The sequence below is a fragment of the Pseudomonas asuensis genome, from assembly GCF_014646755.1.
GTDB classification, from domain to species: Bacteria; Pseudomonadota; Gammaproteobacteria; order Pseudomonadales; family Pseudomonadaceae; genus Chryseomonas; species Chryseomonas asuensis.
This window is the reverse complement of the sequence record NZ_BMNW01000005.1, coordinates 134,169-159,833: the sequence shown is the minus strand read 5'-3', so window position 1 is coordinate 159,833 and position 25,665 is coordinate 134,169. Positions and strand designations below refer to the sequence as shown.

General features: G+C 56.5%; 19 protein-coding genes. 11 read left to right on the top strand and 8 right to left on the bottom strand.

The window, feature by feature from the left end:
• Window positions 1-125: 125 nt before the first annotated feature.
• On the bottom strand, window positions 126-1,502 hold the full coding sequence (locus IEX86_RS12680) for a glutamine synthetase family protein (RefSeq protein WP_188866494.1): 1,377 nt from the start codon (window positions 1,500-1,502) through the stop codon (window positions 126-128).
• 280 nt (window positions 1,503-1,782) lie between these two features.
• Here IEX86_RS12680 and IEX86_RS12675 point away from each other — a divergent pair, with 280 nt between their 5' ends.
• The 3 genes from IEX86_RS12675 (at window position 1,783) to IEX86_RS12665 (ending at window position 5,397) form a co-directional block, all read left to right on the top strand.
• The gene (locus IEX86_RS12675; protein WP_188866493.1) at window positions 1,783-2,535 is read left to right on the top strand and encodes a gamma-glutamyl-gamma-aminobutyrate hydrolase family protein; all 753 of its coding nucleotides are present in this window, start codon (window positions 1,783-1,785) and stop codon (window positions 2,533-2,535) included.
• 86 nt (window positions 2,536-2,621) lie between these two features.
• The gene (locus IEX86_RS12670; protein ID WP_188866492.1) at window positions 2,622-3,980 is read left to right on the top strand and encodes a glutamine synthetase family protein; all 1,359 of its coding nucleotides are present in this window, start codon (window positions 2,622-2,624) and stop codon (window positions 3,978-3,980) included.
• Between the two features lie 46 nt (window positions 3,981-4,026).
• The gene (locus IEX86_RS12665; protein ID WP_188866491.1) at window positions 4,027-5,397 is read left to right on the top strand and encodes an aspartate aminotransferase family protein; all 1,371 of its coding nucleotides are present in this window, start codon (window positions 4,027-4,029) and stop codon (window positions 5,395-5,397) included.
• Here IEX86_RS12665 and IEX86_RS12660 read toward each other — a convergent pair whose 3' ends face one another.
• Window positions 5,398-5,565, bottom strand: a complete 168-nt coding sequence (locus IEX86_RS12660; RefSeq protein WP_188866490.1) for a hypothetical protein — start codon at window positions 5,563-5,565, stop codon at window positions 5,398-5,400.
• A 49-nt stretch (window positions 5,566-5,614) separates the two neighbouring features.
• Between IEX86_RS12660 and IEX86_RS12655 the strand changes: the two genes are divergently transcribed.
• The 5 genes from IEX86_RS12655 to IEX86_RS12635 all read left to right on the top strand — a co-directional run bounded on the left by IEX86_RS12655 (window position 5,615) and on the right by IEX86_RS12635 (window position 11,616).
• Window positions 5,615-6,712 carry a polyamine ABC transporter substrate-binding protein gene (locus IEX86_RS12655; RefSeq protein WP_188866489.1) on the top strand — a complete coding sequence of 366 codons (1,098 nt, stop codon included), beginning with the start codon at window positions 5,615-5,617 and terminating at the stop codon, window positions 6,710-6,712.
• Between the two features lie 444 nt (window positions 6,713-7,156).
• Complete coding sequence (locus IEX86_RS12650) at window positions 7,157-8,227, top strand: polyamine ABC transporter substrate-binding protein (RefSeq protein WP_308423895.1); 1,071 nt, start codon at window positions 7,157-7,159, stop codon at window positions 8,225-8,227.
• Window positions 8,228-8,402: 175 nt separating this feature from the next.
• Window positions 8,403-9,557, top strand: a complete 1,155-nt coding sequence (potA, locus tag IEX86_RS12645) for a polyamine ABC transporter ATP-binding protein (protein ID WP_188866487.1) — start codon at window positions 8,403-8,405, stop codon at window positions 9,555-9,557.
• Between the two features lie 251 nt (window positions 9,558-9,808).
• On the top strand, window positions 9,809-10,726 hold the full coding sequence (locus tag IEX86_RS12640; protein ID WP_188866743.1) for an ABC transporter permease subunit: 918 nt from the start codon (window positions 9,809-9,811) through the stop codon (window positions 10,724-10,726).
• On the top strand, window positions 10,723-11,616 hold the full coding sequence (locus tag IEX86_RS12635; RefSeq protein ID WP_188866486.1) for an ABC transporter permease subunit: 894 nt from the start codon (window positions 10,723-10,725) through the stop codon (window positions 11,614-11,616). Before IEX86_RS12640 ends, IEX86_RS12635 begins: the two co-directional genes overlap by 4 nt.
• 45 nt (window positions 11,617-11,661) lie before the next feature.
• Here the strand turns inward: IEX86_RS12635 and IEX86_RS12630 are convergent, their stop codons facing one another.
• The 4 genes from IEX86_RS12630 to tkt all read right to left on the bottom strand — a co-directional run bounded on the left by IEX86_RS12630 (window position 11,662) and on the right by tkt (window position 18,482).
• Window positions 11,662-12,474 carry an HAD family hydrolase gene (locus IEX86_RS12630; RefSeq protein WP_188866485.1) on the bottom strand — a complete coding sequence of 271 codons (813 nt, stop codon included), beginning with the start codon at window positions 12,472-12,474 and terminating at the stop codon, window positions 11,662-11,664.
• A gap of 89 nt (window positions 12,475-12,563) precedes the next feature.
• Entirely contained in the window at window positions 12,564-13,541 is a 978-nt protein-coding gene (gene gnd / locus IEX86_RS12625; RefSeq protein WP_188866484.1) for a phosphogluconate dehydrogenase (NAD(+)-dependent, decarboxylating), read from the bottom strand.
• A 25-nt stretch (window positions 13,542-13,566) separates the two neighbouring features.
• Window positions 13,567-16,389 (bottom strand): bifunctional transaldolase/phosoglucose isomerase, encoded by a 2,823-nt coding sequence (locus IEX86_RS12620; RefSeq protein WP_188866483.1) that lies wholly within the window; start codon window positions 16,387-16,389, stop codon window positions 13,567-13,569.
• The gene (tkt, locus tag IEX86_RS12615; protein WP_188866482.1) at window positions 16,389-18,482 is read right to left on the bottom strand and encodes a transketolase; all 2,094 of its coding nucleotides are present in this window, start codon (window positions 18,480-18,482) and stop codon (window positions 16,389-16,391) included. The genes IEX86_RS12620 and tkt overlap by 1 nt, the downstream gene beginning before the upstream one ends.
• 385 nt (window positions 18,483-18,867) lie before the next feature.
• Here tkt and IEX86_RS12610 point away from each other — a divergent pair, with 385 nt between their 5' ends.
• Both IEX86_RS12610 and IEX86_RS12605 read left to right on the top strand, forming a co-directional pair.
• Complete coding sequence (locus IEX86_RS12610) at window positions 18,868-19,662, top strand: thymidylate synthase (RefSeq protein WP_188866481.1); 795 nt, start codon at window positions 18,868-18,870, stop codon at window positions 19,660-19,662.
• 179 nt (window positions 19,663-19,841) lie between these two features.
• Window positions 19,842-20,735: a DMT family transporter gene (locus tag IEX86_RS12605; RefSeq protein WP_188866480.1), complete on the top strand. Its 894-nt coding sequence runs from the start codon at window positions 19,842-19,844 to the stop codon at window positions 20,733-20,735.
• A gap of 5 nt (window positions 20,736-20,740) precedes the next feature.
• Here IEX86_RS12605 and IEX86_RS12600 read toward each other — a convergent pair whose 3' ends face one another.
• Window positions 20,741-22,945, bottom strand: coding sequence for an FUSC family protein (locus IEX86_RS12600; protein ID WP_188866479.1), 2,205 nt, complete (start codon window positions 22,943-22,945; stop codon window positions 20,741-20,743).
• A gap of 381 nt (window positions 22,946-23,326) precedes the next feature.
• Here IEX86_RS12600 and IEX86_RS12595 point away from each other — a divergent pair, with 381 nt between their 5' ends.
• Complete coding sequence (locus tag IEX86_RS12595) at window positions 23,327-24,280, top strand: LysR family transcriptional regulator (RefSeq protein ID WP_188866478.1); 954 nt, start codon at window positions 23,327-23,329, stop codon at window positions 24,278-24,280.
• A gap of 3 nt (window positions 24,281-24,283) precedes the next feature.
• On the opposite strand, the gene IEX86_RS12590 is transcribed toward IEX86_RS12595, so the two are convergent.
• Window positions 24,284-25,663 (bottom strand): DUF3482 domain-containing protein, encoded by a 1,380-nt coding sequence (locus IEX86_RS12590; protein WP_188866477.1) that lies wholly within the window; start codon window positions 25,661-25,663, stop codon window positions 24,284-24,286.
• Window positions 25,664-25,665 lie beyond the last annotated feature (2 nt).

Here is a 25,665-nt window from a genome sequence, read left to right as displayed (position 1 = left end):
ATCATGGGACCTTCCTTGGATTTAAGGCCAGGACGGTACGAAAAGCAGCAAATTGTGACGGCGTTCTCGCATATAGACAATGGCCGCCCGGCGAGGACGAGCGGCCGTTATCTAAAACCAGCACGCTAAACGGTGTGCAGATACCAGTTATATTCGAGATCCGAGATAGAGTGCTCGAACTCCTCCAGCTCATGCTCCTTGCAAGCTACGAAAATATCGATGTATTTCGAATCGATATACCGCGCCATGATTTCGCTGTCGTCCAGTTGCCGCAAAGCATCGCGCAGGTTGTTTGGCAAGCTCTGCTCATGCTGCTCGTAGGAGTTGCCTTCTGTTACTGGCGGAGGCTCGATCTTATTGATCAGGCCGTGATGGATACCCGCAAGCACGCCTGCCAGGAGCAGATAAGGGTTTGCGTCAGCACCCGCTACGCGGTGCTCGATCCGTACGGCATCCGGTGTACCGGTGGGGATACGCAGGGCCGTGGTGCGGTTATCCAGCCCCCAACTCGGTGCATTGGGTACGTAGAACTGCGAGCCGAAGCGGCGGTAGGAGTTCACGTTGGGACATAGAAAGGCCATCGAGGCGGGCAGGGTCTCGAGCACACCGCCGACGGCATGACGTAACGCGGCGTTCTGCTCGGGATCCTCGCTCGTAAAAATATTGTTACCATTCTTGTCCAGCAGTGAAATGTGCACATGCAGACCGTTCCCTGCCTGCCCAGGATAAGGCTTGGCCATGAAGGTGGTGTCCATTTCATGGTCGTAGGCAATGTTCTTGATCAGCCGCTTGAGCAGCACCGCGTAGTCGCATGCTTTGATCGGGTCGGCCACATGGTTGAGGTTAACTTCGAACTGGGCTGGGGCGGACTCTGCCACAACCGCATCGGCTGGAATATTCTGGGCACGAGCGCCGTCAATAATATCTTGCAGGCAGTCAGCATACTCATCGAGATCATCAATGGAGTAGACCTGAACGGACTGCGGGCGCTTGCCTGAGATAGGCGAGCGGGGCGGCTGGGGCCGACCATTGATGTTTTCCTGGTCGATCAGGTAGAACTCAAGCTCAAAGGCTGCAACAACCGTCAGTTCCATCTGAGCAAAGCGTTCGACGACCTGACGCAGCACTTCGCGAGGATCGGCGAAGAATGGCGCGCCTTCCATTTCGTGCATGGTCATTAGAAGTTGAGCGGTAGGACGCTTCTGCCAGGGCTCCATGGAGAGCGTTCCGGCGATGGGGTAGCAGACGCGGTCAGCGTCACCAATATCAAGGCCAAGGCCTGTGCTTTCTACGGTAGAGCCGGTGATGTCGAGAGCAAAAAGGGAGGCGGGTAGGTTGATTCCTCTTTCGAAGACTTTGGGTAGACTGTTTCGGTCGATGCGTTTACCACGCACCACGCCGTTCATGTCCGAGATCAGAAGATCGACGAACTGCACTTCAGGATGTGCCTGGAGGAAGTCGGTCGCTTCATTCAAGTGAACGGCACGCGGGGGTACCGACATGATGCAACACCTATAGTTGTTAAAAATATCAATCAGCGGGGGACTTCTCCTAGGAGTCAATCCGAAAGGGCACCTAAAGTCAACTTTGCTCTGTGTTGGTGCTTGAAGGCCGCATCAAGGCCTTTCATTGGGGCAGAGGGCTCCGCTTGATCGCCCGCAGCGCGCCGCTTGAAGAGGAGTGCACAGACTGCATAGGCAGTTCTTAAAGAACGGTTGTGGAAAAAAATGAACAAGACTACTCTCAAAGTCATCCAGCCATGGCAAACGTAACGGGTGTCCCATGTCGTGCCTGCCGTTGATCGGCGTGACCGCCTGCACCAAGCAGATCGGTTTGCATACCTTCCATATAGCCGGCGACAAGTATCTGCGCGCCGTCGTAACGGGGGCGGGTGGCCTGCCACTGGTCATCCCCGCACTGGCTGATCTTCTCGATCAGCCCACGTTGCTCAAGCGCCTTGATGGGCTGATGTTTACCGGCTCGCCTTCCAATGTGGAGCCTCATCATTACCGGGGGCCGTCCAGTGCACCGGGCACCTCCCATGATCCCGAGCGTGACCGCACCACCCTTCCTCTGATACGGGCAGCCGTAGATGCTGGCGTTCCTATTCTTGGCATCTGCCGCGGCTTTCAGGAGATGAATGTGGCTATGGGAGGCAGCCTGTATCAAAAGGTCCATGAAGCAGGGCCATTTGCGGATCATCGTGAGCAGCCGGATGATCCGCTCGATATCCAATATGCCCCCAGTCATGCCGTTCACGTCCAGTCGGGCGGGGTACTTGAGCGCATGGGCTTGCCCGAGCAGTTCCAGGTCAACTCGCTGCATGGCCAGGGAGTCGAGCGTCTGGCGTCAGGGCTTAGAGCTGAAGCTCTGGCGCCTGATGGTCTGGTGGAAGCGTTTTCTGTAGAGGGGGCACAAGCCTTTGCCGTTGGGGTGCAGTGGCACCCTGAGTGGCAAGTTGGCTCCAATCCGAATTACCTGGCGATTTTCAACGCCTTTGGCGATGCCTGCCGGCAGCGGGCCGGGCAGCGCTGACGACGGTCTTTGACCGCCGTATCATCCTGCCTGGACGGTAAGTCCAAACACCTTTCGGGCAGGTTTTCCAAAACCTTGAGGTCTTTATGGCTAACCAGCTTGACCAGCTCACCCTGTGGTTGAAAGAACACAAGATCACCGAAGTCGAATGCCTGATTTCCGACCTGACCGGCATCGCCCGCGGCAAGATCTCGCCTACCTCGAAATTCATCAATGAGAAGGGCATGCGCCTGCCGGAGAGCGTTCTGCTACAGAGCGTGACGGGAGATTATGTCGAGGATGATATCTACTATGAGCTTCTCGATCCGGCCGACATCGACATGCTCTGCCGGCCCGACGAAAATGCTGTCTTTGTCGTGCCCTGGGCCATCGAGCCCACGGCGCAAGTCATTCACGACACCTACGACAAGCAGGGTCGCCCGATCGAGCTATCTCCGCGTAACATCCTCAAGAAGGTGCTCAAGCTGTATGCCGATAAAGGCTGGAAACCGATCGTTGCACCCGAGATGGAGTTCTATCTCACCAAGCGTAGCGATGATCCGGATTATCCCCTGCAGCCTCCGGTAGGTCGTTCCGGCCGCCAGGAGACGGGCCGCCAGTCATTCTCGATCGATGCTGCCAATGAGTTCGATCCGCTCTTTGAAGATATGTACGACTGGTGCGAACTTCAGAAACTGGACCTGGATACCTTGATCCACGAGGAGGGCACTGCCCAGATGGAAATCAATTTCCGTCATGGCGATGCCCTGCATCTTGCGGATCAGATCATTGTATTCAAGCGGACCATGCGCGAGGCCGCCTTGAAGCACAACGTTACCGCGACCTTCATGGCTAAGCCCATGACCGGTGAGCCCGGCAGCGCGATGCATCTGCACCAGAGCGTCGTGGACCTGAAGACAGGCAAGACGGTGTTTTCGGAAGACGACGGCACGATGAGCGAGCTGTTCCGTCATCACATCGGCGGGTTGCAGAAATACATTCCCGAAGCCTTGCCGCTGTTCGCCCCCAATGTGAACTCGTTTCGTCGCTTCCTGCCAGACACCTCTGCTCCGGTAAACGTGGAGTGGGGTGAAGAAAACCGCACCGTAGGTCTGCGTGTACCTGACTCGGACCCACAGAATCGTCGCGTGGAGAACCGTCTGGCAGGTGCAGATGCCAACCCATACCTTGCGCTGGCTGCCAGCCTTTTGTGTGGCTATCTCGGCATGATCGAGGGCATTGAGCCTAGCGCTCCGGTCAAGGGGCGCGGCTACGAGCGGCGCAACCTGCGTCTGCCATTGACATTGGAGGCGGCCCTGGAGCGTATGGAACAGTCTGTGACCATAGAGCAATACCTGGGCACACGTTTCACGCGAGGCTATGTGGCCGTCAAACGTGCCGAGCATGAAAACTTCAAACGGGTCATCAGTTCCTGGGAGCGTGAGTTCCTGTTGATGAGCGTATGACCTGACCGCGCCGGTGCAGCCGGCGCATTTCAACCCAGGAGGTGTTATGAACGACAGGACCGTCAGCGAGCGTACCGCACACTGGCAGGCACTCAGCCGGAACCACCACCTGCCGCCCTTTACGGATTACAAGCAGCTCAACGCGAAAGGTTCGCGCATCATCACGCGTGCCGAAGGCATCTATCTGTGGGACAGCGACGACAATCGCATCCTTGATGGAATGGCCGGGCTGTGGTGTGTAAACGTTGGTTATGGACGCGAGGAGCTGGTTCAGGCTGCTACCCGGCAGATGCGAGAGTTGCCTTACTACAATCTCTTCTTCCAGACAGCGCATCCGCCAGCCATCGAACTGGCCAAGGCCATTGCAGATATTGCCCCGGAGGGCATGAACCACGTTTTCTTTACGGGTTCGGGGTCGGAGTCCAACGATACTGTGCTGCGCATGGTTCGCCATTACTGGGCGACCAAGGGGCAGCCGCAGAAAAAGGTCATCATTGGCCGTTGGAATGGCTATCACGGGTCAACCGTTGCCGGCGTGAGCCTGGGAGGCATGAAGGCCTTGCATGAACAGGGCGACCTGCCAATTCCAGGAATCGAGCACATTGATCAGCCTTACTGGTATGGTGAGGGTGGCGACATGAGCCCGGACGAGTTTGGGATTCAGGTGGCCGATCAGTTGGAGAAAAAGATTCTGGAGCTGGGCGAAGATAAGGTTGCCGCCTTTATTGCCGAGCCGATCCAGGGTGCTGGAGGTGTAATCGTTCCGCCAGAGACCTATTGGCCGCGGATTCGCGAAATCCTCGCGAAATACGACATCTTGTTCATCTCCGATGAGGTTATCTGTGGTTTCGGGCGTACTGGGGAATGGTTCGGCAGCCAGCATTACGGTATGACGCCTGACCTCATGCCCATCGCCAAGGGGCTGACCTCAGGCTATATCCCGATGGGAGGGGTGATTGTCAGGGACGAGATTGTCGAGGTGCTGAACCAGGGCGGCGAGTTCTATCACGGCTTTACTTACTCGGGGCACCCGGTGGCAGCAGCGGTGGCGCTGGAAAATATCCGTATCCTGCGCGACGAAGGCATTATCGCGAGAGTTAAAAGCGAAACGGCACCTTATTTGCAGAAATGCTGGCAGACGCTGGCCGATCACCCGTTAGTAGGCGAGGCGAGGGGCATTGGCATGGTAGCTGCGCTGGAGCTGGTACAGGACAAGCAGACACGGGCGCGCTTCACGGGCCGTGAGGCAGGCATGATTTGTCGGGAACATTGTTTCCGCAATGGCCTGATCATGCGCGCAGTGGGGGATACCATGATCATTTCACCACCGCTGGTCATTACGCCTGAACAGATCGATGAGCTGATGATGCTGGTACGCAAGTGCCTGGATCTGACTGCTGCCGACTTGCACCGGTAGTTAACACGAGTCGCGAGCAGAACGAGCATCCAGGGCTGTTTGTCTGACAGATAAGCACCCTGGGTGATGGCAAAAATCAAAAGGAATGGTGGCGCGCTCTTGAGCCATGCGCCAGACCTTGCCAGACTGCGCCGGTGCGTTGGCCAGACGCACCAGGGGAGGTTCCAAAAAGCCTCCTCCGGAATACTTATACGACCCTGTTTAGGAGCATTTCCGCATGAAAGCTTTTGGCAAGACACTGCTCGCACTTAGTCTGGCTGGCGCCTTTGCCGGTCACGCGATGGCAGACGACAAAGTTCTGCACGTTTACAACTGGAACGATTACATCGCTGAAGACACCATTGCCAAGTTCGAGAAAGAAACAGGCATCAAGGTGGTTTATGACGTGTATGACAGCAACGAAGTACTGGAAGCCAAGTTGCTGGCGGGCAAGTCGGGCTATGATGTGGTCGTTCCTTCCAACTCTTTTCTGGCCAAGCAGATCAAGGCTGGCGTCTATCAGACGCTGGACAGAAACAAGCTGCCCAACTGGAAAAACCTCGATCCCCAGTTGATGAAGGCCCTTGAGATTAGCGACCCAGGTAACCTGTATGCCATTCCCTATCTATGGGGCACTATCGGTATTGGCTACAACCCTGACAAGGTAAAGGCTGCACTGGGTGACAACGCCCCGGTGGATTCGTGGGACCTGATCTTCAAGCCGGAAAACATCTCCAAGCTCAAGGGCTGTGGTGTGGCGCTGCTGGACTCGCCGACCGAAATCATTCCGGCCGGCCTGCATTACCTGGGCTACAAGCCCGATAGCCAGGATACCAGCGAGCTGAAGGCGGCTCAGGATCTGTTTATGCAGATTCGCCCGTCGATTACCTATTTCCACTCGTCCAAGTACATTTCGGATCTGGCCAACGGTAACGTTTGTGTGGCGGTCGGCTATTCGGGCGACATCGCTCAGGCTAAGGCCCGCGCTACTGATGCCAACAACGGCGTGACGGTGAAGTACAACATTCCTAAGGAAGGCGCCGGCACGTTCTTCGATACGATGGCCATTCCAAAGGATGCAACAAATACCGAAGGCGCCTATAAATTCATCGACTTCATCATGAAGCCGGAAATCATTGCCGCGGTTAGCGACTACGTTCAGTACCCGAACGGCAACAAGGAAGCCACAGCACTGGTCAGCGACGAAATTCGCAACGACCCAGGTATCTACCCAACCCAGGAAGTCATGAGCAAGCTGTATGCCTTCCCGGACCTGCCAGCCAAGGTACAGCGTGCCATGACGCGTGCCTGGACAACGATCAAGTCTGGCAAGTAAGCGACTCACAAGCCCTTCCGGTACCTGCCGGGAGGGCTTGTTCGGAAGGACAGGGTATGTCTGTGACGCAGCAACTATCTGACCTGATATCGAGTCTGGCTGTAGTAGCGATACGCTGCGCCCAAACGAAAAATCAGTTTGTCCGTGACATTTCCATGTTCATCCTGTATCAACGCGGCCCGTTGTATAGCAGGCCGTGCAATAAACCAATGCGCTGTTGTCAGTTCCTGTGATCGCTATGATTCCAAGGGGCTGCGGTATTCCTGACGCAGGCCTATTTCCGGATGCTTTCCAGGGGGAGTCAATGGCTCTTGTTGGCGTAACTGTCACGTCAAACCTGTAATTCATTTATAGATTATTAACAAGGAAATCGGCCGCACAGTCAGGTATGGACTGGCCACTAACCAAGAGGACGACCGAGTGTTTCTTTCCCTTCGTAAGACGCTGCTTGCCACTGCCGCTGCGCTGGCCTTTGCCCCATTGGCCCACGCCGAGAAAGTCGTACATATTTATAATTGGAGCGATTACATCGGTGAAACCACGCTGGAGGACTTCCAGAAGGAAACTGGAATCAAGCCGATCTATGATGTGTTCGATTCCAACGAAACCCTCGAAGGCAAGCTCCTTGCTGGTCGAACCGGCTACGATGTGGTGGTGCCGTCCAACCATTTCCTGGGCAAGCAGATCAAGGCTGGCGCCTTCATGAAACTGGACCGCAGCCAGCTACCCAATTGGCAGAATCTGGATTCTGCCCTGCTCAAGCAGCTGCAGACCAACGATCCGGGCAATGAGCATAGTGTGCCCTACCTGTGGGGAACCAACGGCATTGGTTATAATGTCGACAAGGTCAAAGAGGTGCTTGGCACCGACAAGATTGACTCCTGGGCCGTGCTGTTCGAGCCGGAAAACATGAAGAAGCTGACCAAGTGCGGCGTCTCTTTTATGGATTCGCCGGATGAAGTCATTCCGGCCATGTTGAACTACCTGGGCCTCGACCCTAACAGCACAAATCCTGACGATTACAAGAAAGCTGAGGCGAAGCTCCTGCAGGTTCGCCCGTATGTAACGTACTTCCATTCCTCGAAATACGTCTCTGACCTGGCAAACGGTAATATCTGCGTAGCATTTGGCTATTCGGGAGATGTTTTCCAGGCGGCATCACGTGCCGAGGAGGCCGGCAAGGGCGTCAAGATCGCTTATGCCATTCCCAAGGAGGGCGCAAACCTGTGGTTTGACCTACTAGCCATTCCCAAGGATGCGTCCAATGTGAAAGAAGCATATGCGTTTATCAACTATCTGCTGCGGCCTGAAGTGATTGCCAAGGTGAGCGATTCTGTTGGCTACGCTAACCCTAATCCTAAATCAGGCGAACTGATGGATCAGGCTGTGCGCCAGGACGAAAAGGTTTACCCGCCTCAAGAGGTTATGGACAAGTTGTACGTGATGGCGGAATTACCTCCGCAGATATTGCGGATTGGTACACGCAGTTGGACCCGGATCAAATCCGGTAAATAGCGTTCCAAATTCGATAGTCTGGCCAGTGAGCCAGGCTGCATGCCTGTCTGGTAACAAGGTGAAAAGAGGCACGGTCGGCGCTAGGGCAAGAACGGCGGAGGGGTTTTCCGCACCGACCCTAGAACCTCATGCCATGGCTGTCAGACAGGATTTCAAGACCCCTGGGGAGTAAATAATGGCGATAGCCTCCGGTGCCTTTAAAAAAGCCGTGACCGGTGTTCAGCAGACTAAAGAAGTGCTGGTGAAGATCGATCGGGTAACCAAGAAATTTGATGAAACGGTGGCAGTTGATGATGTATCGCTGACCATCAATAAAGGCGAAATCTTTGCGCTGCTTGGTGGCTCCGGTTCTGGTAAATCCACGCTGCTACGTATGCTAGCGGGATTTGAGCGGCCAACCGAGGGACGGATCTTCCTGGACGGACAGGACATCACGGATATACCGCCGTATGATCGGCCCATCAATATGATGTTCCAGTCCTATGCCCTGTTTCCGCACATGACGGTCGAGCAGAACATTGCGTTCGGCTTGAAACAAGACAGGTTGCCCAAGGCAGAGATTAACCAGCGCGTGACCGAGATGCTCAAGCTGGTGCATATGACTCAATATGCCAAGCGCAAGCCGCACCAGCTATCCGGTGGCCAGCGCCAGCGGGTGGCTCTGGCCCGTTCGCTGGCCAAGCGACCCAAGCTTTTACTGCTCGACGAACCGATGGGTGCACTCGACAAGAAGCTGCGTTCGCAGATGCAGCTGGAGCTGGTAGAGATTATCGAGCGTGTGGGTGTGACCTGCGTAATGGTGACGCACGACCAGGAAGAAGCCATGACCATGGCTCAGCGCATCGCGATTATGCACCTGGGCTGGATTGCGCAGGTGGGTAGCCCGATGGATATCTATGAGACTCCAGCCAGTCGTCTGGTTTGTGAGTTCATCGGTAACGTGAACTTGTTCGACGGTGAACTCATTGAGGATGATGCAGATCACGCCATTATTGCCTCGCCTCAGTTCGAACGGCATATCTACGTAGGTCACGGTATCAGTACCCGTGCTGAAGACAAGCGTGTGACTTATGCGATTCGCCCGGAAAAGCTCCTGATGGCCAGCCGTCTGCCGGATGATCATGAGCATCCGAATTACAACTGGTTGAATGGTACGGTACACGACATCGCCTACCTGGGCGGGCATTCGGTGTACTACATCAAACTGGAGTCTGGACAACTGGTCCAGTGCTTTATCGCTAACGCCGTACGCCTGGGCAAGCGCCCGACGTGGGACGATCCTGTCGTGGTGTACTGGGAAGATGACAGTGGCGTGGTACTGCAATCATGAGTCTCAACACTTCCTCGAAGCCGCTGATACCTAGGCGCTGGCTGCATCGACCTTCGGCGGCTCAAGTCGCCGCTGTGATCGGTGTAGTGATATTGGCCGTTCTTATCATGTGGGTTAGGAATCTAATATCGTTCTCGTCATCTGCCGATGACGTAACGCTTACCTTTCATGATGTAGTTTGGTCGCTAGGCACTGCCATCTGGCAAGTAACGGAAGGTTTGGCCTATCTGTTTGCAGGGCTCATCATTTACATGCTGTTAAGCGTTTTGATTGCACGCTTGACAGGTCTTCGCCTAGGGCGAGGATTTGTATTGGCAGGGCCTTTCTCATGGCTGATCCTGTTCTTCCTGCTACCGTTCGCCATTGTGCTGAAGATCAGTTTCTCCATCGCGGACGTCGCGATTCCGCCTTATACCGAACTGCTGACCTATGCCGACCAGCAGCTGGATATCGCCTTGAATTTCGGGAATTACCTGATGTTCACGGAAGATCCGCTGTATTTGCAGGCTTATCTAGGATCGCTGAAAATTGCCGGCATCAGCACGTTGATCTGCCTGTTCATGGGTTATCCCATGGCTTATGCAATAGCCCGGGCGCGTAAGGATGTGCAGACGGTTCTGCTTCTCCTGATCATGATGCCTACCTGGACGGCCATTCTGATCCGGGTCTACGCCTGGATGGGACTGCTGTCTACCAATGGCCTGATCAATGAATTCCTGATGTTTATCGGTGTGATTCATGAACCCCTGCGCCTGCTCAATACGAACTTTGCGGTCTACCTGGGGATTGTTTATTCCTATCTGCCATTCATGATCCTGCCGTTGTTTGCCAATCTGGTAAAGCACGATCTAACGTTGCTGGAGGCCGCTTCCGACCTTGGTGCTAGCCGCTTTACCAGCTTTTGGCGGATTACGGTGCCATTGTCCAAGAATGGGATCATTGCGGGCTGCATGCTGGTATTCATTCCGGCAGTGGGTGAATTTGTGATTCCAGAACTCTTGGGTGGGCCGGAAACACTCATGATTGGTCGAGTACTGTGGCAGGAGTTCTTCAATAACCGCGACTGGCCCGTAGCGTCGGCCTTGGCGGTTGTCATGCTGATTATCCTGATCGTGCCTATCATCCTGTTTAACAGGAATCAGGCGAAGGAACTGGAGGGCAAGCTATGAGAGGCCTGAAGTTCACGAACCTGATGCTAGTAATGGGCTTGCTGTTCATCTACCTGCCGATGGTCATTCTGGTGATCTACTCGTTCAACGCCTCGCGGCTGGTAACCGTGTGGGGTGGCTGGTCGGTGCACTGGTATGCGGGGCTCCTGAACAATAGCCAGCTTATGGGCGCTGTAGGGCGCTCGCTGGAGATCGCTTTTTACACGGCGATCTCCTCGGTGATCCTAGGGACTCTGGCAGCATTCGTAATGACACGTATCCCGCGCTTTCGTGGCCGTACGGTGTTTGGTGGCTTGGTAACGGCGCCGCTGGTAATGCCTGAAGTGATTACCGGCCTGTCGCTGCTGCTCTTGTTCGTCTCTATGGCTCAACTTATTGGATGGCCGCAGGATCGCGGTGTGGTGACGATCTGGATCGCCCATACCAGCTTTTGCGCCTCTTATGTAGCGGTTGTCGTATCGGCGCGTTTGCGTGAGCTTGACCTGTCCATTGAAGAAGCAGCCATGGATCTAGGCGCGCGTCCCTGGAAGGTGTTCATGTTGATCACCATCCCAATGATTGCGCCTTCGCTGGCCGCAGGTGGGATGATGTCCTTTGCGCTGTCGCTGGACGATCTGGTACTTGCAAGCTTTGTATCCGGCCCTGGCTCGACTACCTTGCCAATGGAGGTTTTCTCTGCTGTGCGTCTGGGTGTGAAGCCGGAAATCAACGCAATTGCCAGCCTGATTCTGCTAGCGGTCTCGCTGTTTACCTTCCTGGCCTGGTACTTCACACGTCGAGCCGAGAAGAAGCGGCTAGAGGGGCTTAAAGAGGCCATGGAGTCAACGGTGACGGAAAGTGCCAACGAGCGTGATGTTGAACGCTTCACAGCACCGCCCACCAATAGCTGATACGAAAAAAGCCACCGCGAGGTGGCTTTTTTTATACCGGCCGGATCAGCCTTTCGTCAGGATAAATCGGTGGATGGCTTCTGCCAGACCGTCTTTGTCGGTTTCGGCTGTTACGTGTGTGGCGTGAGCCTTAACGTCATCCTCTGCCTGTCCCATGGCGATGGAAAGCCCGGCTTTCTTGAACATTGAGATGTCGTTTTCACCGTCTCCGATGGCTACGGTGCGAGCGAGCGGGATACCTAGTTGTTCAGCCAGTGCAATCAGCGCATGGCCTTTGCTGGCCTGAGCGGCGGTGATATCTAGGTAGTAGGGCTGCGAGCGCACAGTGTGTGCTTTTTGTCCTAATCTCTGGTCCAGCTCCGGTTGCAAACTGGCGAGGCGATCGTGATTTCTACTGACCACTACCAGTTTGTCGACTCGGTTAAGGTAGTCGTCAAAATGCTCAACGATTAGCGGATCGTAACCCAGCGCTTTTTTCTCATGACTTATGTAATGATTGTCTGGATTGGTAACGATCCATTCATCATCAGCAAAGAGCCAGATATCCAGGTCTTCATCCTTGAGCTTCTCGAATACGCTGTCCACTGCATCGCGTGGCAGACGGTGTGTCTGCAAAAGCGTGCCGTCTGGCTGGAGTAGAGTACCGCCATTGAAGGCCGCCACGGGGAGCGTAAGATCGAGTGCATCGATCAGCCAGTGCATGGCCCGCGGGGGACGGCTACTGACCAGGGTAAAATCGATCCCAGCATCATGCAATTCTTGTACGGCCTGTATCGTGGCCTTACTTAGTTGTTTATCGGTACGCAAGAGAGTGCCGTCGACATCCGACAGCATCAGTTGATAAGGATGGTTCGTCATTATCGCTCCATCAGGCTGTTTCGGAAAAGAGCGACAGGCTGCTTGAAGGCGCGCCTTGATGCGTCACCTTCAAGCCTGCTCGGAAAACGTTACTGCGGGATTTCTACATGCCCGCCAAAGCCGAAGCGCATGGCCGACAGAAGCTTGTCGCCATAAGTCGCCTTCTGGCGTGAGCGGAAACGGGCATACAGTGCGGACGTCAGTACTGGGGCGGGCACAGATTCCTCGATGGCTGCCTCAATGGTCCAGCGACCTTCGCCACTGTCAGATACAAACCCGCTGAATTTCTCCAGCTCCACGTCCTGAGCTAGTGCCTGAGCGGTCAGGTCCAGAAGCCAGGAGGAAACGACACTGCCGCGGCGCCATACTTCAGCGATGTCTGCCAAATCCAGCTGCAGGCGTTCTTCTTCCGGTACATTTCCGGAGCCGCGCATCTTGAGGATGTCGAAGCCCTCGGCGTACGCCTGCATCATGCCGTATTCAATACCGTTGTGAATCATCTTCACGAAGTGACCCGAGCCAGCCGGGCCTGCATGAATATAGCCACGTTCGGCACGCTCGTCCGGGGCATTGCGGCCACGGGTGCGCTCGATGTTGCCATAGCCAGGGGCCAGGGTGTCGAAAATGGGATCCAAACGATCTACGGTTTCCTTGTCGCCGCCAATCATCATGCAGTAGCCGCGCTCAAGGCCCCAGACGCCACCGGAAGTGCCCACGTCGAGGTAGTGGATACCTTTTTCAGCCAGCGCCTTGGCGCGGCGCAGGTCATCCTTGTAATAGGTATTGCCGCCATCAATGATGGTATCGCCCGGCTCCAGCATCTGGCCCAGGGTTTCAATAGTCTGTTCGGTTGGGTCACCCGCCGGCAGCATGACCCATAAGGCACGTGGCTTAGCCATTTGCTGGATCATGTCCTCAAGACCTGTTGTTGCTTTAGCGCCTTCTTTGGCCAGCGTCTCGATGGAGTCGGCGCTGTGGTCATATGCGAAGACCTCATGCCCGTTTTTCATCAGCCTGCGGGCAATGTTTCCGCCCATCCGGCCTAGTCCGATAATGCCAAGTTGCATGTTGTTGCCTCCACGAGCTTTTACGTCAGGCGATAGCCGCCTCGACTAATTGTACGATACGTTGCAGCCCCGCTTCGCTATTGCCGTGCTGAATGTGGATACGTAAATGTCGACGACCTCGCTCGGCGAGCACGGAAAGGTCCCCTTGAGCCTGGGCAGCTTCAACAATGCCAAAGCTTACCTTGCGTCCGGGGATGGCCAGATCCTGCTGTGGTTCTGCAGTGATCTGTAGGAAAACCCCGCTGTTTGGCCCACCTTTGTAGGCCTGGCCAGTGGAGTGTAGGAAACGTGGTCCAAAGCCGCCAACCGTGGCGACACGGTAGCGATCTCGTAACAGGGTGCGCAGCCGAGTCAACAGGGCTTCATGGGCACCGTTACGCTCAATGTACGCAAGGATAGCTGCGTAATCTCCAGGGTTAAGCCGGGTAAAGTGTTCTTTAAGCACCTGTTCGGCCGAATCTCCCTCCAAGGGGGCGTTGCTGTAAAAAGCCAGCTCGCCATCGGTGAAAAAGGGCGTTTCACTTGAGAGCTGACCGGTTTTCTCGTACTCATCGGTCAGCTCGCGTGTCTTGATCTTGCTGGCTTCGACATCAGGCTGGTCGAAAGGATTGATGCCTATTACAGCACCTGCCATGGCAGTGGCTACCTCCCAGCGGAAGAATTCTTGACCGATGAGGTCAGGCCGCATCAGGTTTATTCGGACAACCGGGTGTCCGGCTTTTTCAAGAGCATCGACTTGGGCATCCAATTCGCTGCCATCATTATCGGCTCTCAGATAAACGAATAAGCGATCATCCCCGTAGTGAGACGGATCGGTCGGGGGTTCCAGATCGACCGGGATAATGCCCTTGCCTTGTTTACCTGTGGACTCGGCCAGCAACTGCTCAAGCCAGGCACCAATACTGGCAACCTGGGGGGAGGCGAACAGCGTCAGTTTGTCTCGCCCGGCCTTGACGGCTTCACCCATGACCACCCCAAGGTATACGCCTGGGTTGATTGATGGGGGAGCGCTAGGCCCACACGCCAATACCATTGGCCTGTTAATCTCAAACACGCTGTCCACATCGTGTCCAAGCAGGCTCAGGGGCACGAGACCAAAGGCAGACAGTACCGAATAACGTCCTCCGATAGTCGGATCACCATAGAACAGGGTGCGGTAACCCTGTGCCTTGGCGCTGCTTTCGAGTTTTGAGCCTGGGTCAGTAACTGCGATGAAATTATGACCGGCCTGCTCACGGCCGACTGCCTTGCAGGCGGCATCGAAGAAATAAGTGCTGAGAATCTCAGGTTCCAGAGTCGAACCAGATTTACTGGAAACCAGAAAGACCGTACAGGCGTAGTCAATAGAGTGTTCAACGGCCGCTATCTGAGCTGGGTCAGTAGAGTCCAGTACGTGCAAGCGCAGGCCTTCCGGCGTAGTGCCCAAGGTCTTTGCCAGTACCTCCGGCCCAAGGCTTGAACCGCCCATACCCAGCAGTACGGCAGTGGTGTAACCCTCTGCCTTGAGCGATTGTTCCAGAATCACCAGGGCGGAGGTATTGATATGAGGTTCGGTGGCTACTTTCAACCAGCCGCCCCATTTGGCTTCGTCCTGGTTGGTCCAAAGTGAGGCATCCACTTCCCACAGGCGACGCGACCAGCCTTCGCGGCGAGCTACCTCCAGCTGTTGCTCGACTGCCTGAGACAGGTCATCTGGCAAGCTGAATGCCGCCTGGTTGAGCTTGCCTGCGAGCAGCTTGAGGCGTTTACCTCCAACAGCGCCAAGCAGGTCATCGGCTGCATCGGAGAAGAGTTTGGCACCTGCCGTTACCAGATCTGCCGTCACTCCTGGTAAATCCAACCCAAGGCGCTCGACGGCTTCAAGCGTGGCTCGAGCCTCATCCAGACCCTGAGTAATCGTTTCCCTGACGGTGCCATGATCACGGAAGGCATCCATGGTCTTGGGTGGCATGGTATTTACAGTGTCGGGTCCGATCAATTCATCAACATACAGCGTGTCGGGATACTCTGGATTCTTGGTGCCGGTAGAGGCCCACAGCAGTCGTTGGGGTTGAGCGCCTTTAGCTGCCAAGGCTTGCCAACGCTCGCTGGCCATCATGGTCTGATAGTCGGCATAGGCCAGTTTGGCATTGGCAATGGCTACACGACCCTTGAGCGATTTGAGTGTGGCTTCATCGCCACCAGCTTTTAGCTTTTCATCGATCTTCTTTTCGATTTCCGAATCGATCCGGCTGATGAAAAAGCTGGCAACGCTGGCAATGCGGCTGATGTCTTCTCCCGCCTGAGCACGCGCCTCCAGCCCAGCCATGTAGGCTTCGGCTACTGCGCGATAAGACTCGCGGGAAAACAGCAGTGTCACGTTAACGTTGATGCCTTCGGCAATCAGCTGCTGGATGGCTGCGGCGCCCGCCTCGGTACCGGGTACCTTGACCATCAGATTCGGTCGATCGACAGCCTTCCAGAGCCGGCGTGCCTCTATCAGGGTGGCTTCAGTATCCATAGCCAGATAAGGCGACACCTCCAGGCTGACGTAGCCGTCCCTGCCGTTTAAACGGTCATAGACAGGCCGAAGGATGTCGGCAGCCTGCTGGATGTCTTCAACGGCAAGGTACTCATAGACATCGACCGGTGAGGCATCGGCCCGGTTGAGAAAACGCTCCAATGAGGCATCGTAATCCGTACCATGCCCCATGGCCTTCTCAAAAATCGACGGGTTGGACGTAACGCCGGTCAGGCCATCCCGCTCGATGAGCGTTTGCAGCTCACCCTTGCGTAGAAACTCCCGGCTGACAAAGTCCAGCCAGACGGCCTGACCGGCTACGCCCAACTCACGCAAGAGGCTGCTCATTATGACCTCCCGGCTTTTGCCTGTTCGGTAGCCAGTTTGACAACATTTTCTACAGTAAAGCCGTATTTCGCCTGCAGCTTACCGATAGGCGCGGAAGCACCAAAGCTGTTCATGACAACCATGGCGCCTTTGCGGCCTACGTAACGTTCCCAACCCATCGGGCCTGCCTGCTCGACAGCAACCCGGCCGGTTACGTCATCAGGTAGTACGCTTTCTTTGTAGGCTTCATCCTGCTGCTCAAATAGCTCCCAGCACGGCATAGAGACTACGCGAGCGGCAATACCGCTGGCCTTGAGCTGCTCATAGGCCTCGACACACAAGCCCACTTCGCTGCCGGTACCCATGATGATGACATCGGGCTTGCCGTTCTCTGCGTCAGCGACAACGTATGCACCGCGCGCGGTGCCTTCGGCCGAGGCATAGCGGGTGCGATCAAGCGTTGGCATGGGCTGACGTGAGAGTACGATGCAGGAGGGGCGATTGGTCTGCTCAAGCGCAACCTTCCACGCCTGAACCGCTTCATTGGCGTCACCGGGACGCAGGGTCAGAAGACCGGGTGTAGCACGCAGTTGAGTCAGTTGCTCGATAGGTTGGTGAGTAGGACCATCTTCCCCGACGCCGATGGAATCGTGGGTAAAGACGAACACTACAGGCAGCTCCATGATCGAGGCCAGGCGAATCGGCGGCTTCATATAGTCGCTGAATACCAGGAAGGTCGCAGTAAAGGAACGCAGGTAGCAGAGTGCGAGGCCGTTGGCGATAGCGCCCATGGCATGCTCGCGTACCCCGTAATGGAGGTTGCGGCCGCCCGGGTTTTGCGCCGAGAAGCTGCCAGCGCCCTCAAAGGTCAGCTTGGTTTTGGTAGATGGTGCCAGGTCTGCCGAGCCGCCAATCAGCCATGGGACTTTACTGGCGAAGGCATTCAATGCTTTACCACCGGACTCGCGGGTGGCAACACCTTTGGCATTGGCTTCGAACTCAGGCAATGCATCCATCCAGCCCTCAGGCATTTGGCCGGCGCGCATGCGGTTAAGCTCATCTACAAGAGTGGGCTCCTGCTGTTCAAGGGTTTTCAGCGCTGCTTGCCATTGCTCGAACTGACTCTGTCCGCGTTCAACCATCTGGTCGCGCAGCCAGGTACGGGCCTCATCCGGCACTAGGAAGTCGGCATCTTCGGGCCAGCCGTAGGATTTCTTGGCGAGACGGATTTCGTCAGCGCCCAAGGGCTCGCCGTGGGCAGCTGCGGTGTTGTGCTTGTTGGGCGCACCATAACCAATGATGCTGTCGACGATGATGAGGGTTGGCGCATCGTCATGGGCCTGGAAGTACTCGATCGCCTGACCAAAGGTCAGGGCGTCGTTGGCATCCTTGACATGCACCACGTTCCAGCCGTAACCCTTGAAGCGCGTACCTACGTCCTCGCTGAACGTCAGGTCTGTGTGGCCTTCGATACTGATGGTGTTGTTGTCGTAGATCCAGCACAGGTTGGACAGCTTCAGGTGCCCGGCTATGGAAGCCGCTTCGCCACTAATGCCCTCCATCATGTCGCCATCGCCACACAACACATAAACGTTGTAATCGAAGAGGGTGGCGCCGTCACGGTTGAAGCGTTGTCCTAGCCATCGCTGGGCCATTGCCATGCCCACACTGTTTGCACAGCCTTGGCCAAGCGGGCCGGTAGTCGTTTCTATGCCGGTTGTCATCCGGTACTCAGGATGGCCAGGGGTCTTGGAGTCCATCTGCCGGAATTGTTTGATGTCGTCCAGGCTGACCGCCGGATTACCGGAGGGCTTGCCATGCTCATCGATCTCGGTGACGCCTGCCAGGTGCAGCAGCGAATACAGGAGCATCGAGGCATGGCCGACCGACAGGACGAACCGGTCACGGTTGGGCCAGTCCGGATGCTCAGGGTGATAGCGCAGGTACTTGCTCCACAAGGTATAGGCCACGGGTGCCAGCGCCATGGGCGTGCCTGGGTGACCCGAGTTGGCCTTTTGCACGGCGTCCATGGAGAGGGTGCGTATGGTGTTCACGCACAGCTGGTCACGCTCAGTGTTTTGGTCGTTGGAAGAAGTGGTATTGGCAGAGCACATTGCGGATTCCTCGATTGGAGCGTGGAAGCAAATAGCTGGAATGCCGTCGCGGTCTTTTGTCTTGAAGAGGCTATAGACACGAACAGCCGTTCGGTGTCCTTCCATGCCGGTTATGGCGGCGCAGGGCCTGGATGAGCGTCCGGCCAAGCTATTGGCGTTGCGCCATCTCGACAGTCGACTTGCATACGACGGAACAGCACTAGGAGGTGTGAGCGTCTAAGCGAGCGTTTGTTCCTCTCATTTTTCAGGAGAGTGCGTTGTTGCTAGAGAAAGATGGCCCAACTGGCTGCGCGACGACCGGGCGCGTGATCCAAACAGTCGGCTTCCGCTATCATAGGGGCTGACTTTTCTCCTGCGTCCCTAAAGACGCCGCACCGAGCCCAGCATGAAACAGTACCTAGACCTGATGCGACACGTGCGTGAGCACGGCACCTTCAAAAGCGACCGTACCGGCACCGGCACCTACAGCGTGTTCGGCTATCAGATGCGCTTCAACCTGGCCGATGGCTTTCCCATGGTCACTACCAAGAAACTGCACCTGCGCTCCATTATTCATGAGCTGCTGTGGTTCCTCAAAGGCTCGACCAATATCGCCTACCTCAAGGAAAATGGGGTTTCCATCTGGGATGAGTGGGCCGATGAAAACGGTGACCTCGGCCCGGTTTACGGTTATCAGTGGCGCAGCTGGCCCGCGCCGGATGGCCGCCATATTGACCAGATTGCCAACGTCATCGAGATGATCAAGAAGAATCCCGATTCGCGCCGATTGATCGTCTCCGCCTGGAACCCCGCCCTGGTGGACGAAATGGCCCTGCCACCCTGCCATGCGTTGTTCCAGTTTTATGTGGCGGACGGCAAGCTCTCCTGCCAGCTCTACCAGCGCTCGGCGGATATCTTCCTGGGCGTGCCTTTCAATATTGCCAGCTATGCGCTGCTGACCATGATGGTGGCGCAGGTAACAGGTTACGAGCCGGGCGAGTTCATCTGGACGGGCGGTGACAGCCACCTGTATGCCAACCACCTGGAGCAGACGGACCTGCAACTGACCCGCGAGCCGCTGCCTCTGCCTACCATGAAGCTCAACCCAGAGGTGAAGGATCTGTTCGACTTCACGTTTGATGACTTCGAGCTGGTTGGCTACGAGTCCCACCCCCACATCAAGGCGCCCGTCGCCGTTTGATGCTTTGCCTGGGTGCTGTGCACGTGCGAAGCATCCAGGCAGCTTGATCTTGTTTTCAATAGTCGTCAGCGCTGCCGATTCATGCGCCTGGGGAACAAGTTCTATGCAGGTTCGTTGGCTTATGTCATTTCGAGCATGCCGTCATACTAAGCAGCCTTGTTTCCTAGAGCATGCCTCTCATGTTGTCGCATGGTGGGCATCTTGCCCAGCGCCCTGTCTGGCTGGCTGACATTAGCCTTCTATTAGTGGCAATAGTCTGGGGTTCCAGTTACAGCATTGCCAAAACAGCCTTACTGTTTTATCCCGTGCTTGGTTTTCTGGCTATCCGGTTTTGCCTGACGGCGCTGTTGCTGTTGCCCCAATTACGAGGCGAGGGGCGAAAGGCAATCCGGCCGGGGCTACCGCTGGGCCTGATGTTGCTAGCGATCTTTTTGTGCGAGACCTTTGGCGTGGCACAGACTACAGCGAGCAAGGCCGCCTTCTTGATCAGCCTGTTTGTGATTTTCACACCGCTGCTGGAGTGGGTGCTGTTGAGTCAGAGACCCGCACGGGAAGCCTTTCTTGCCGCAGCTGTCTCGCTGCTGGGTATCTGGCTGCTGACGGGAGAGGGCACAGGCGAGCTACAGTTCAATCTGGGCGATGCACTCATGGTGGCAGCGGCTGTTCTTCGCGCGCTCATGATGTGCGTGACGAAGCGCTACTTCAGCACACAGGCTATTCCTGCTCTTGCGCTTACTGCTGTGCAAGCTGCGGTGGCTGGCTTGGGGTGCCTTGTAATGGCCTGCCTGCTGCCGGCGGGATTACCTGCCTTGCCAGCCACGTACACATTCTGGCTAGCCACGGGATACCTGGTTGTCTTTTGCACCCTGTTTGCCTTTGTGGTCCAGATCCAGGCTATCCGCTATTCCAGCCCGACCCGTGTTTCGCTCCTGATGGGGACCGAGCCGGTGTTTGGTGCCCTGTTCGCGGTTTTTTGGCTGCAGGAAAGCCTGGCGGTTCAAGGCTGGATCGGTGGTTTTCTGATTGTAGCGACTGCTATCTGGGCAACGCGGCTGCGTAGCGCTGCCGTATAGCACACCTATAGTTCATCCAGTCTGGTAGAGCGTGTCTGCGTGAAGCCTCTATTGTGCTTGCTCAATGGCGAGTTGGGGTCCAGCAGCGAGGTCCGGATGAAATGCAGGTAACTGCACACACGGCGTAGCGGCGAGCGTTCGAACTGGCCCGAGTTGGGCTCCTGATGGATCTGGGCGGTCTGTGCCGTTTCGATGGCATGATCTACTGCCGACAAGGCCCGCTCCATGTGCTTGGGACTGGGTTGCACGAACAGGCGGATCAGCGCGCGGCCCATGATGCGGATAGCTTGTCGCCAGGGTCTGGATTCCTGATAGCAGGGATGCAGCGGCAGGTTTTCCTGTTCGTAGCGCAGCTCAATGATGGCATGACCAATCTCTAGAGACAGGAACATCCAGCGCAGGAGTTGGCGCTGTACAGCCGTATGGCCTGTGGAAAGTACATAGGCTTGATTGAGCAGGTCACGGGTGCTGCTATCAAAGCCTGATGCCAAGCCCTTGAGTTTGCCGCTGATGGCGTACACGACGCGCATTCGAAGATCCTGCTCCAAACGCCCCCACAACCATGGGCGATTTGGCGGCATGATGACCGCAGCGGCGACCGCGGCGATAAAGGCGGCGAGCAGATAGGACAGGTACTGGTTGAAAAAGGTATTGGCGTCATACAGCGTGACGTTGGCCGGTAAGGCGGCCGAGCAGAACCACACCATCAGCCCTGTGCCATAGCCGGCCCATTGGGGGCGGGTAATAAAGAACGCACCAATGGCAAACACAGGCGACAAGGCATAAAACAGCAGGGGAAAGCCGTCCAGTTGGGGCAGCACCCAGAACACTAGGAAAAAGCCAGCCAGGGAGCCAGCCAGCGTACCGACGGCCAACTGCAGGCAATAGCGCCGTGGGTTGGGCGATGTAGATGAGAGCGCCGAAATCAGCACAGCTGCCAGCGCACAGGTATCGCCACTGGGCCAGGAGGTTTCAATCCAGAAAAGCCCCAGCACGAGGACAACAAGGGCGCTACGAACGCCGGAAATAGCCGCTGCCATGGGGTTGGCAACAGGAGTGAAGCTCTCGGGTGGCGGTGTTTTGGATGGCCTGGGACCATTCAGGGTGGCATACGCTAGGCAGTAGCTGTACAGGTCTTCGGCAAAGCGATAGAGCAGCTCTGCCGCCGTATTGAAATCCAGCAGGTCACTGTCGCTTACCTGCTTTTCCTGAAGCTGGCCGCGTGACTCCCTAATCTGCTGCATCAGCGGTTCGCGATGCAGAGCAAGCTTTTCGGCTAGACGGGCTGCATCGTTTTCAGTGGTCAGTCGCTCGCCAAAAGGTATTAGAAGAGACGTGATTTCCGTCAGGCATGGGGTGATGGCATCCAGTAGCAAGGGGTGCTGCCGTATCCGGGTCAGTAACTGGTTCAGCGCATGGAAGCGGGTGTTGAGCTGCATGAATTGGCTACCCAGATTAGCCAGCCGTCCGCTGCGCTGGCGCAGGTGCGGGTCTTCAAAGGCGCTGGCGCTGCGCAGGCTTTCAAACCCTACCGACTCGGCGGCAAACCGTGCCGCCAGGGTTTCGAACCCTTCACGCATCAATGCGCCGCTCAAGCCTTCATGGGCCATGCGGGCAAAATCACGAAAACGCAGGGAGAGGGTATTACGCAGCACAGTTCGGGTCGTTTGCGGCAGTACGACAGCACTCACTGCGCCGGTGCAGCAGATGCCCAGGCCAATCTCCAATACGCGCCACAGGGCCTGCATAAAGGCATTTTCCGGATGGCTAGTGGCTGGCAAGCCGATCAGACTGGCTGTGTATCCAGCCAGCAGAAAGGCATAGCCGCGAAAGTCACGGTAGCGGGCGGCTCCGGCAGTACAAATCCCTACCCATACGGCGAGCGAGCCAAGCAGCAGGATGCGCTCCTGTGCGAACAGAGCGATAAACAGCACCATGACGCTCAGGCCCACTAGAGTGCCGATGATGCGATAGAAACTCTTGGCCAGTACTTGTCCGCTCTGGGGCTGCATGACAATGAATACCGTCACCAATACGGTGCTGGGTTGGGGCAGTTGCAGTCGGTAGGCCAACCAGAGTGCGATCAGGGCGGTCAGCAATGCCTTGAAGATGAATGCCCAGGTAATGCCATCGGTTCGGGCCCATTCCAGCAGGGCGCGGCGCCAGGCCGAACGGCTCGGTAATCGGCTGACAAAAGAAATAGCGCGCAACGGTAACCTCGACGCTCAGAAAGGCGCACGGTATGGATCGGTCAGGGTAAACAGCAGTAGGGCGGTCAGCGCAGGGGGAGCGCGGGCTGACCGTGAAGCGGCGGCAAGATCGTCTTGAACAGACGAGACAATGGTCCGAACAGGGCTGCTGACAGGAGCAGCATGATCAGGTGGGATGGGGCGGGAAGCGGAAGCGTTTTCCGAAACAATTGCAGCACAGTGGCCTACTCAAAGAATCACTAGCTCAGGCGAGCGCTATCCATTCTATGTAGATCAGGGCGGCGGGAATAAGCAGGAAAATCGTGAAGGATTATTAACTATAAAGCGAGTAATCAAGGGGTGGGGAGTTGTGCCAGAATCTGCCGCTCTGAGAGGAGTATGATGGACAATCTGTTTAATATGCGTGCTTTCATGTGTGTTGTGGAAGCCGGCAGCTTTACCGCGGCGGCCCAACGCCTTGAGCTTACCACCGCTTACGTTTCCAAGGCGGTCACCAACCTGGAAACACACCTTCAAACCCGTTTACTTCACCGCACCACTCGCCGGATTGCCTTGACCGAGGCCGGTGAGCGTTACCTGCAGCGTTGCCAACAGATCTTTGCCTATATCCAAGAGGCAGAGGCCGAAGCCAGTCATGCCCATGCGCATCCGGTAGGCAAGCTTAAAATCCATAGTATGACTGGGCTAGGGCAGCATTATCTGATCAAGACGATTGCCCGCTATTGCGAAAAGTACCCGGAGGTAAATTTCGATCTCCGATTAACCAATACCTTTACCGATATTCTCGAAGACGGTTACGACGTTTCCGTCATATTGGCTTCGCAGCTCAAGGACTCAGGCTACTTCTCCAAACGCCTGGGCAGTACCCACAGCATTCTGTGCGCTTCACCGGCTTATCTGGAAAAGTACGGCACGCCTCAAACAACAGCTGCCTTGCGTCAGCACCGTTGCCTGCGCTTGGTGAACAAAGCGATGTCACTGGATAAATGGTTGTTCCAAGGCCCAAAAGGCGAAGAGCTGGTAACCATTGACCAGACCCTGTTTCAGGTCAATACGGCGGATGCGTTGATGGAAGCCATTGCCTCTGGCATGGGCATCGGGGCGCTACCGATCTATGCCGCTGTCAAGGGATTGAAAGACGGAACGCTGCAACAGGTCCTGCCGGGTCACAGCCTGTATCCGCTTAACGTGTATGCCTTGTATCCCTCCCGTCAGTACCTGGATGCAAAGATCCGAACCCTGGTGGACTTTCTGCGCGATATCCTGCCGGGCCTCCTGAAAGCCGATGAGCAGGCAGTAAAGCGGTTGTACGAAGAAGGGCGAGCCAGCGCCTGACGGTTAGTCAGGCTGCTGGGCTAGCTGTCCCGCCAGACTCTCGATGTGCTCGCGGCGGTTGGCGTCTCGTAGCTTGTGGGACGCGTTGAGCGAAGACCATTCTGGATGGGCGCGGGCGTGATTCAGGGCAGCAGGAAGCTTGCCCTCACGCCAGCGTTGATCCTCAGGTGTTTCCACTTCGATGGCCTTCAGGGCCGCGTGACCGCGGGCATTGAGTGCCTTGACCAGTTGACGCTGGCGCAGGGCGAGCAGGCGCAGTACCGCATCATCCACAGTCAGCTCACGCTGGCCGCGTAGCTTGCCAAGCAGACGCTGGCCATAATGACCGCCGGTTTGCAGCAATCCGCCTGCCAGGGCGCCCAGTGCCGTTGCAGCACCCAGCATCAGGCCACCCGCCAATAGGTCAATACCGGCCCCTGCCGCAGCACCGGCAGCAACACCCCCGGTCAGGCGGATACCCAGAATGCGCAGAGTTTCGGGATTGAATAAATCATCGCCCCAGCGGCCATCCAGCAACGGAAGGTCAGCGGCGCGTGCATCGCCAGAGCGAAAGCCGTACAGCTTGAGTAAATCCTCCACACAGCGCTGCTCACGCTTACGCAGGTCGTCCCGCAGGCGTTGAGTTGCGGCCTTTACTGCGTCCTCCTCTGGCGGCACTACATAGCGGCAGGCAGCAGCATCAATCAGTAATTCGGCAATAAGCCCACCAGCACCGTGCTGGCGTGCCACTGCCTGAGCCTCGTGATCGGCAATCAGCCGCTCCAGTCGAGGGCGCGCCGGCTCGATGAGCAAGGCCAGGCTCTCATACAGGCGACGCTCGCCGTCTTCGGGCGGGGCGACACTGTCGAAGCGCACCAGTGCATGCAGCCCCAGGCGCGCCAGCGCTGTACGCCATTCCTCTTCACGATGCTGCTCGGCTGCCACGAAGTTCAGCACTGGCAGCAGTGGCTTGCCGCAGCTGGACAGTACGGCCAATTCATCCTTGTATTTAGCCAGTACCGGTTCGCGAGCATCGACGACATACAGTCCGGCATCCGAACTGCGTAACTGCCGCAGGACCTTGGCCTCCTGCTCGAAGCGGTTGCGGGCCTCGGCGGTATCGAGGAAGCGCTCCACGCGAGCAGGGCCGTCCAACCGCTCGCCGGGGCGGTCAAGTTGCTCAAGATAGTCCCGCAGGGCGATGGCATCTTCCAGGCCTGGTGTGTCGTAGAGTTCAATCAGGGCTTCGCCGTCTACTGAAAGCCGGACGCCCTCTACATGCCGCGTGGTACTGGCGCGATGGGAGACTTCGCCAAACCCGATGTCGCGGGTCAGCGTTCGCAGCAGGGACGTCTTGCCAACATTCGTATGGCCCACGACAGCCAGAACGAGCGGTTGGGTCATGG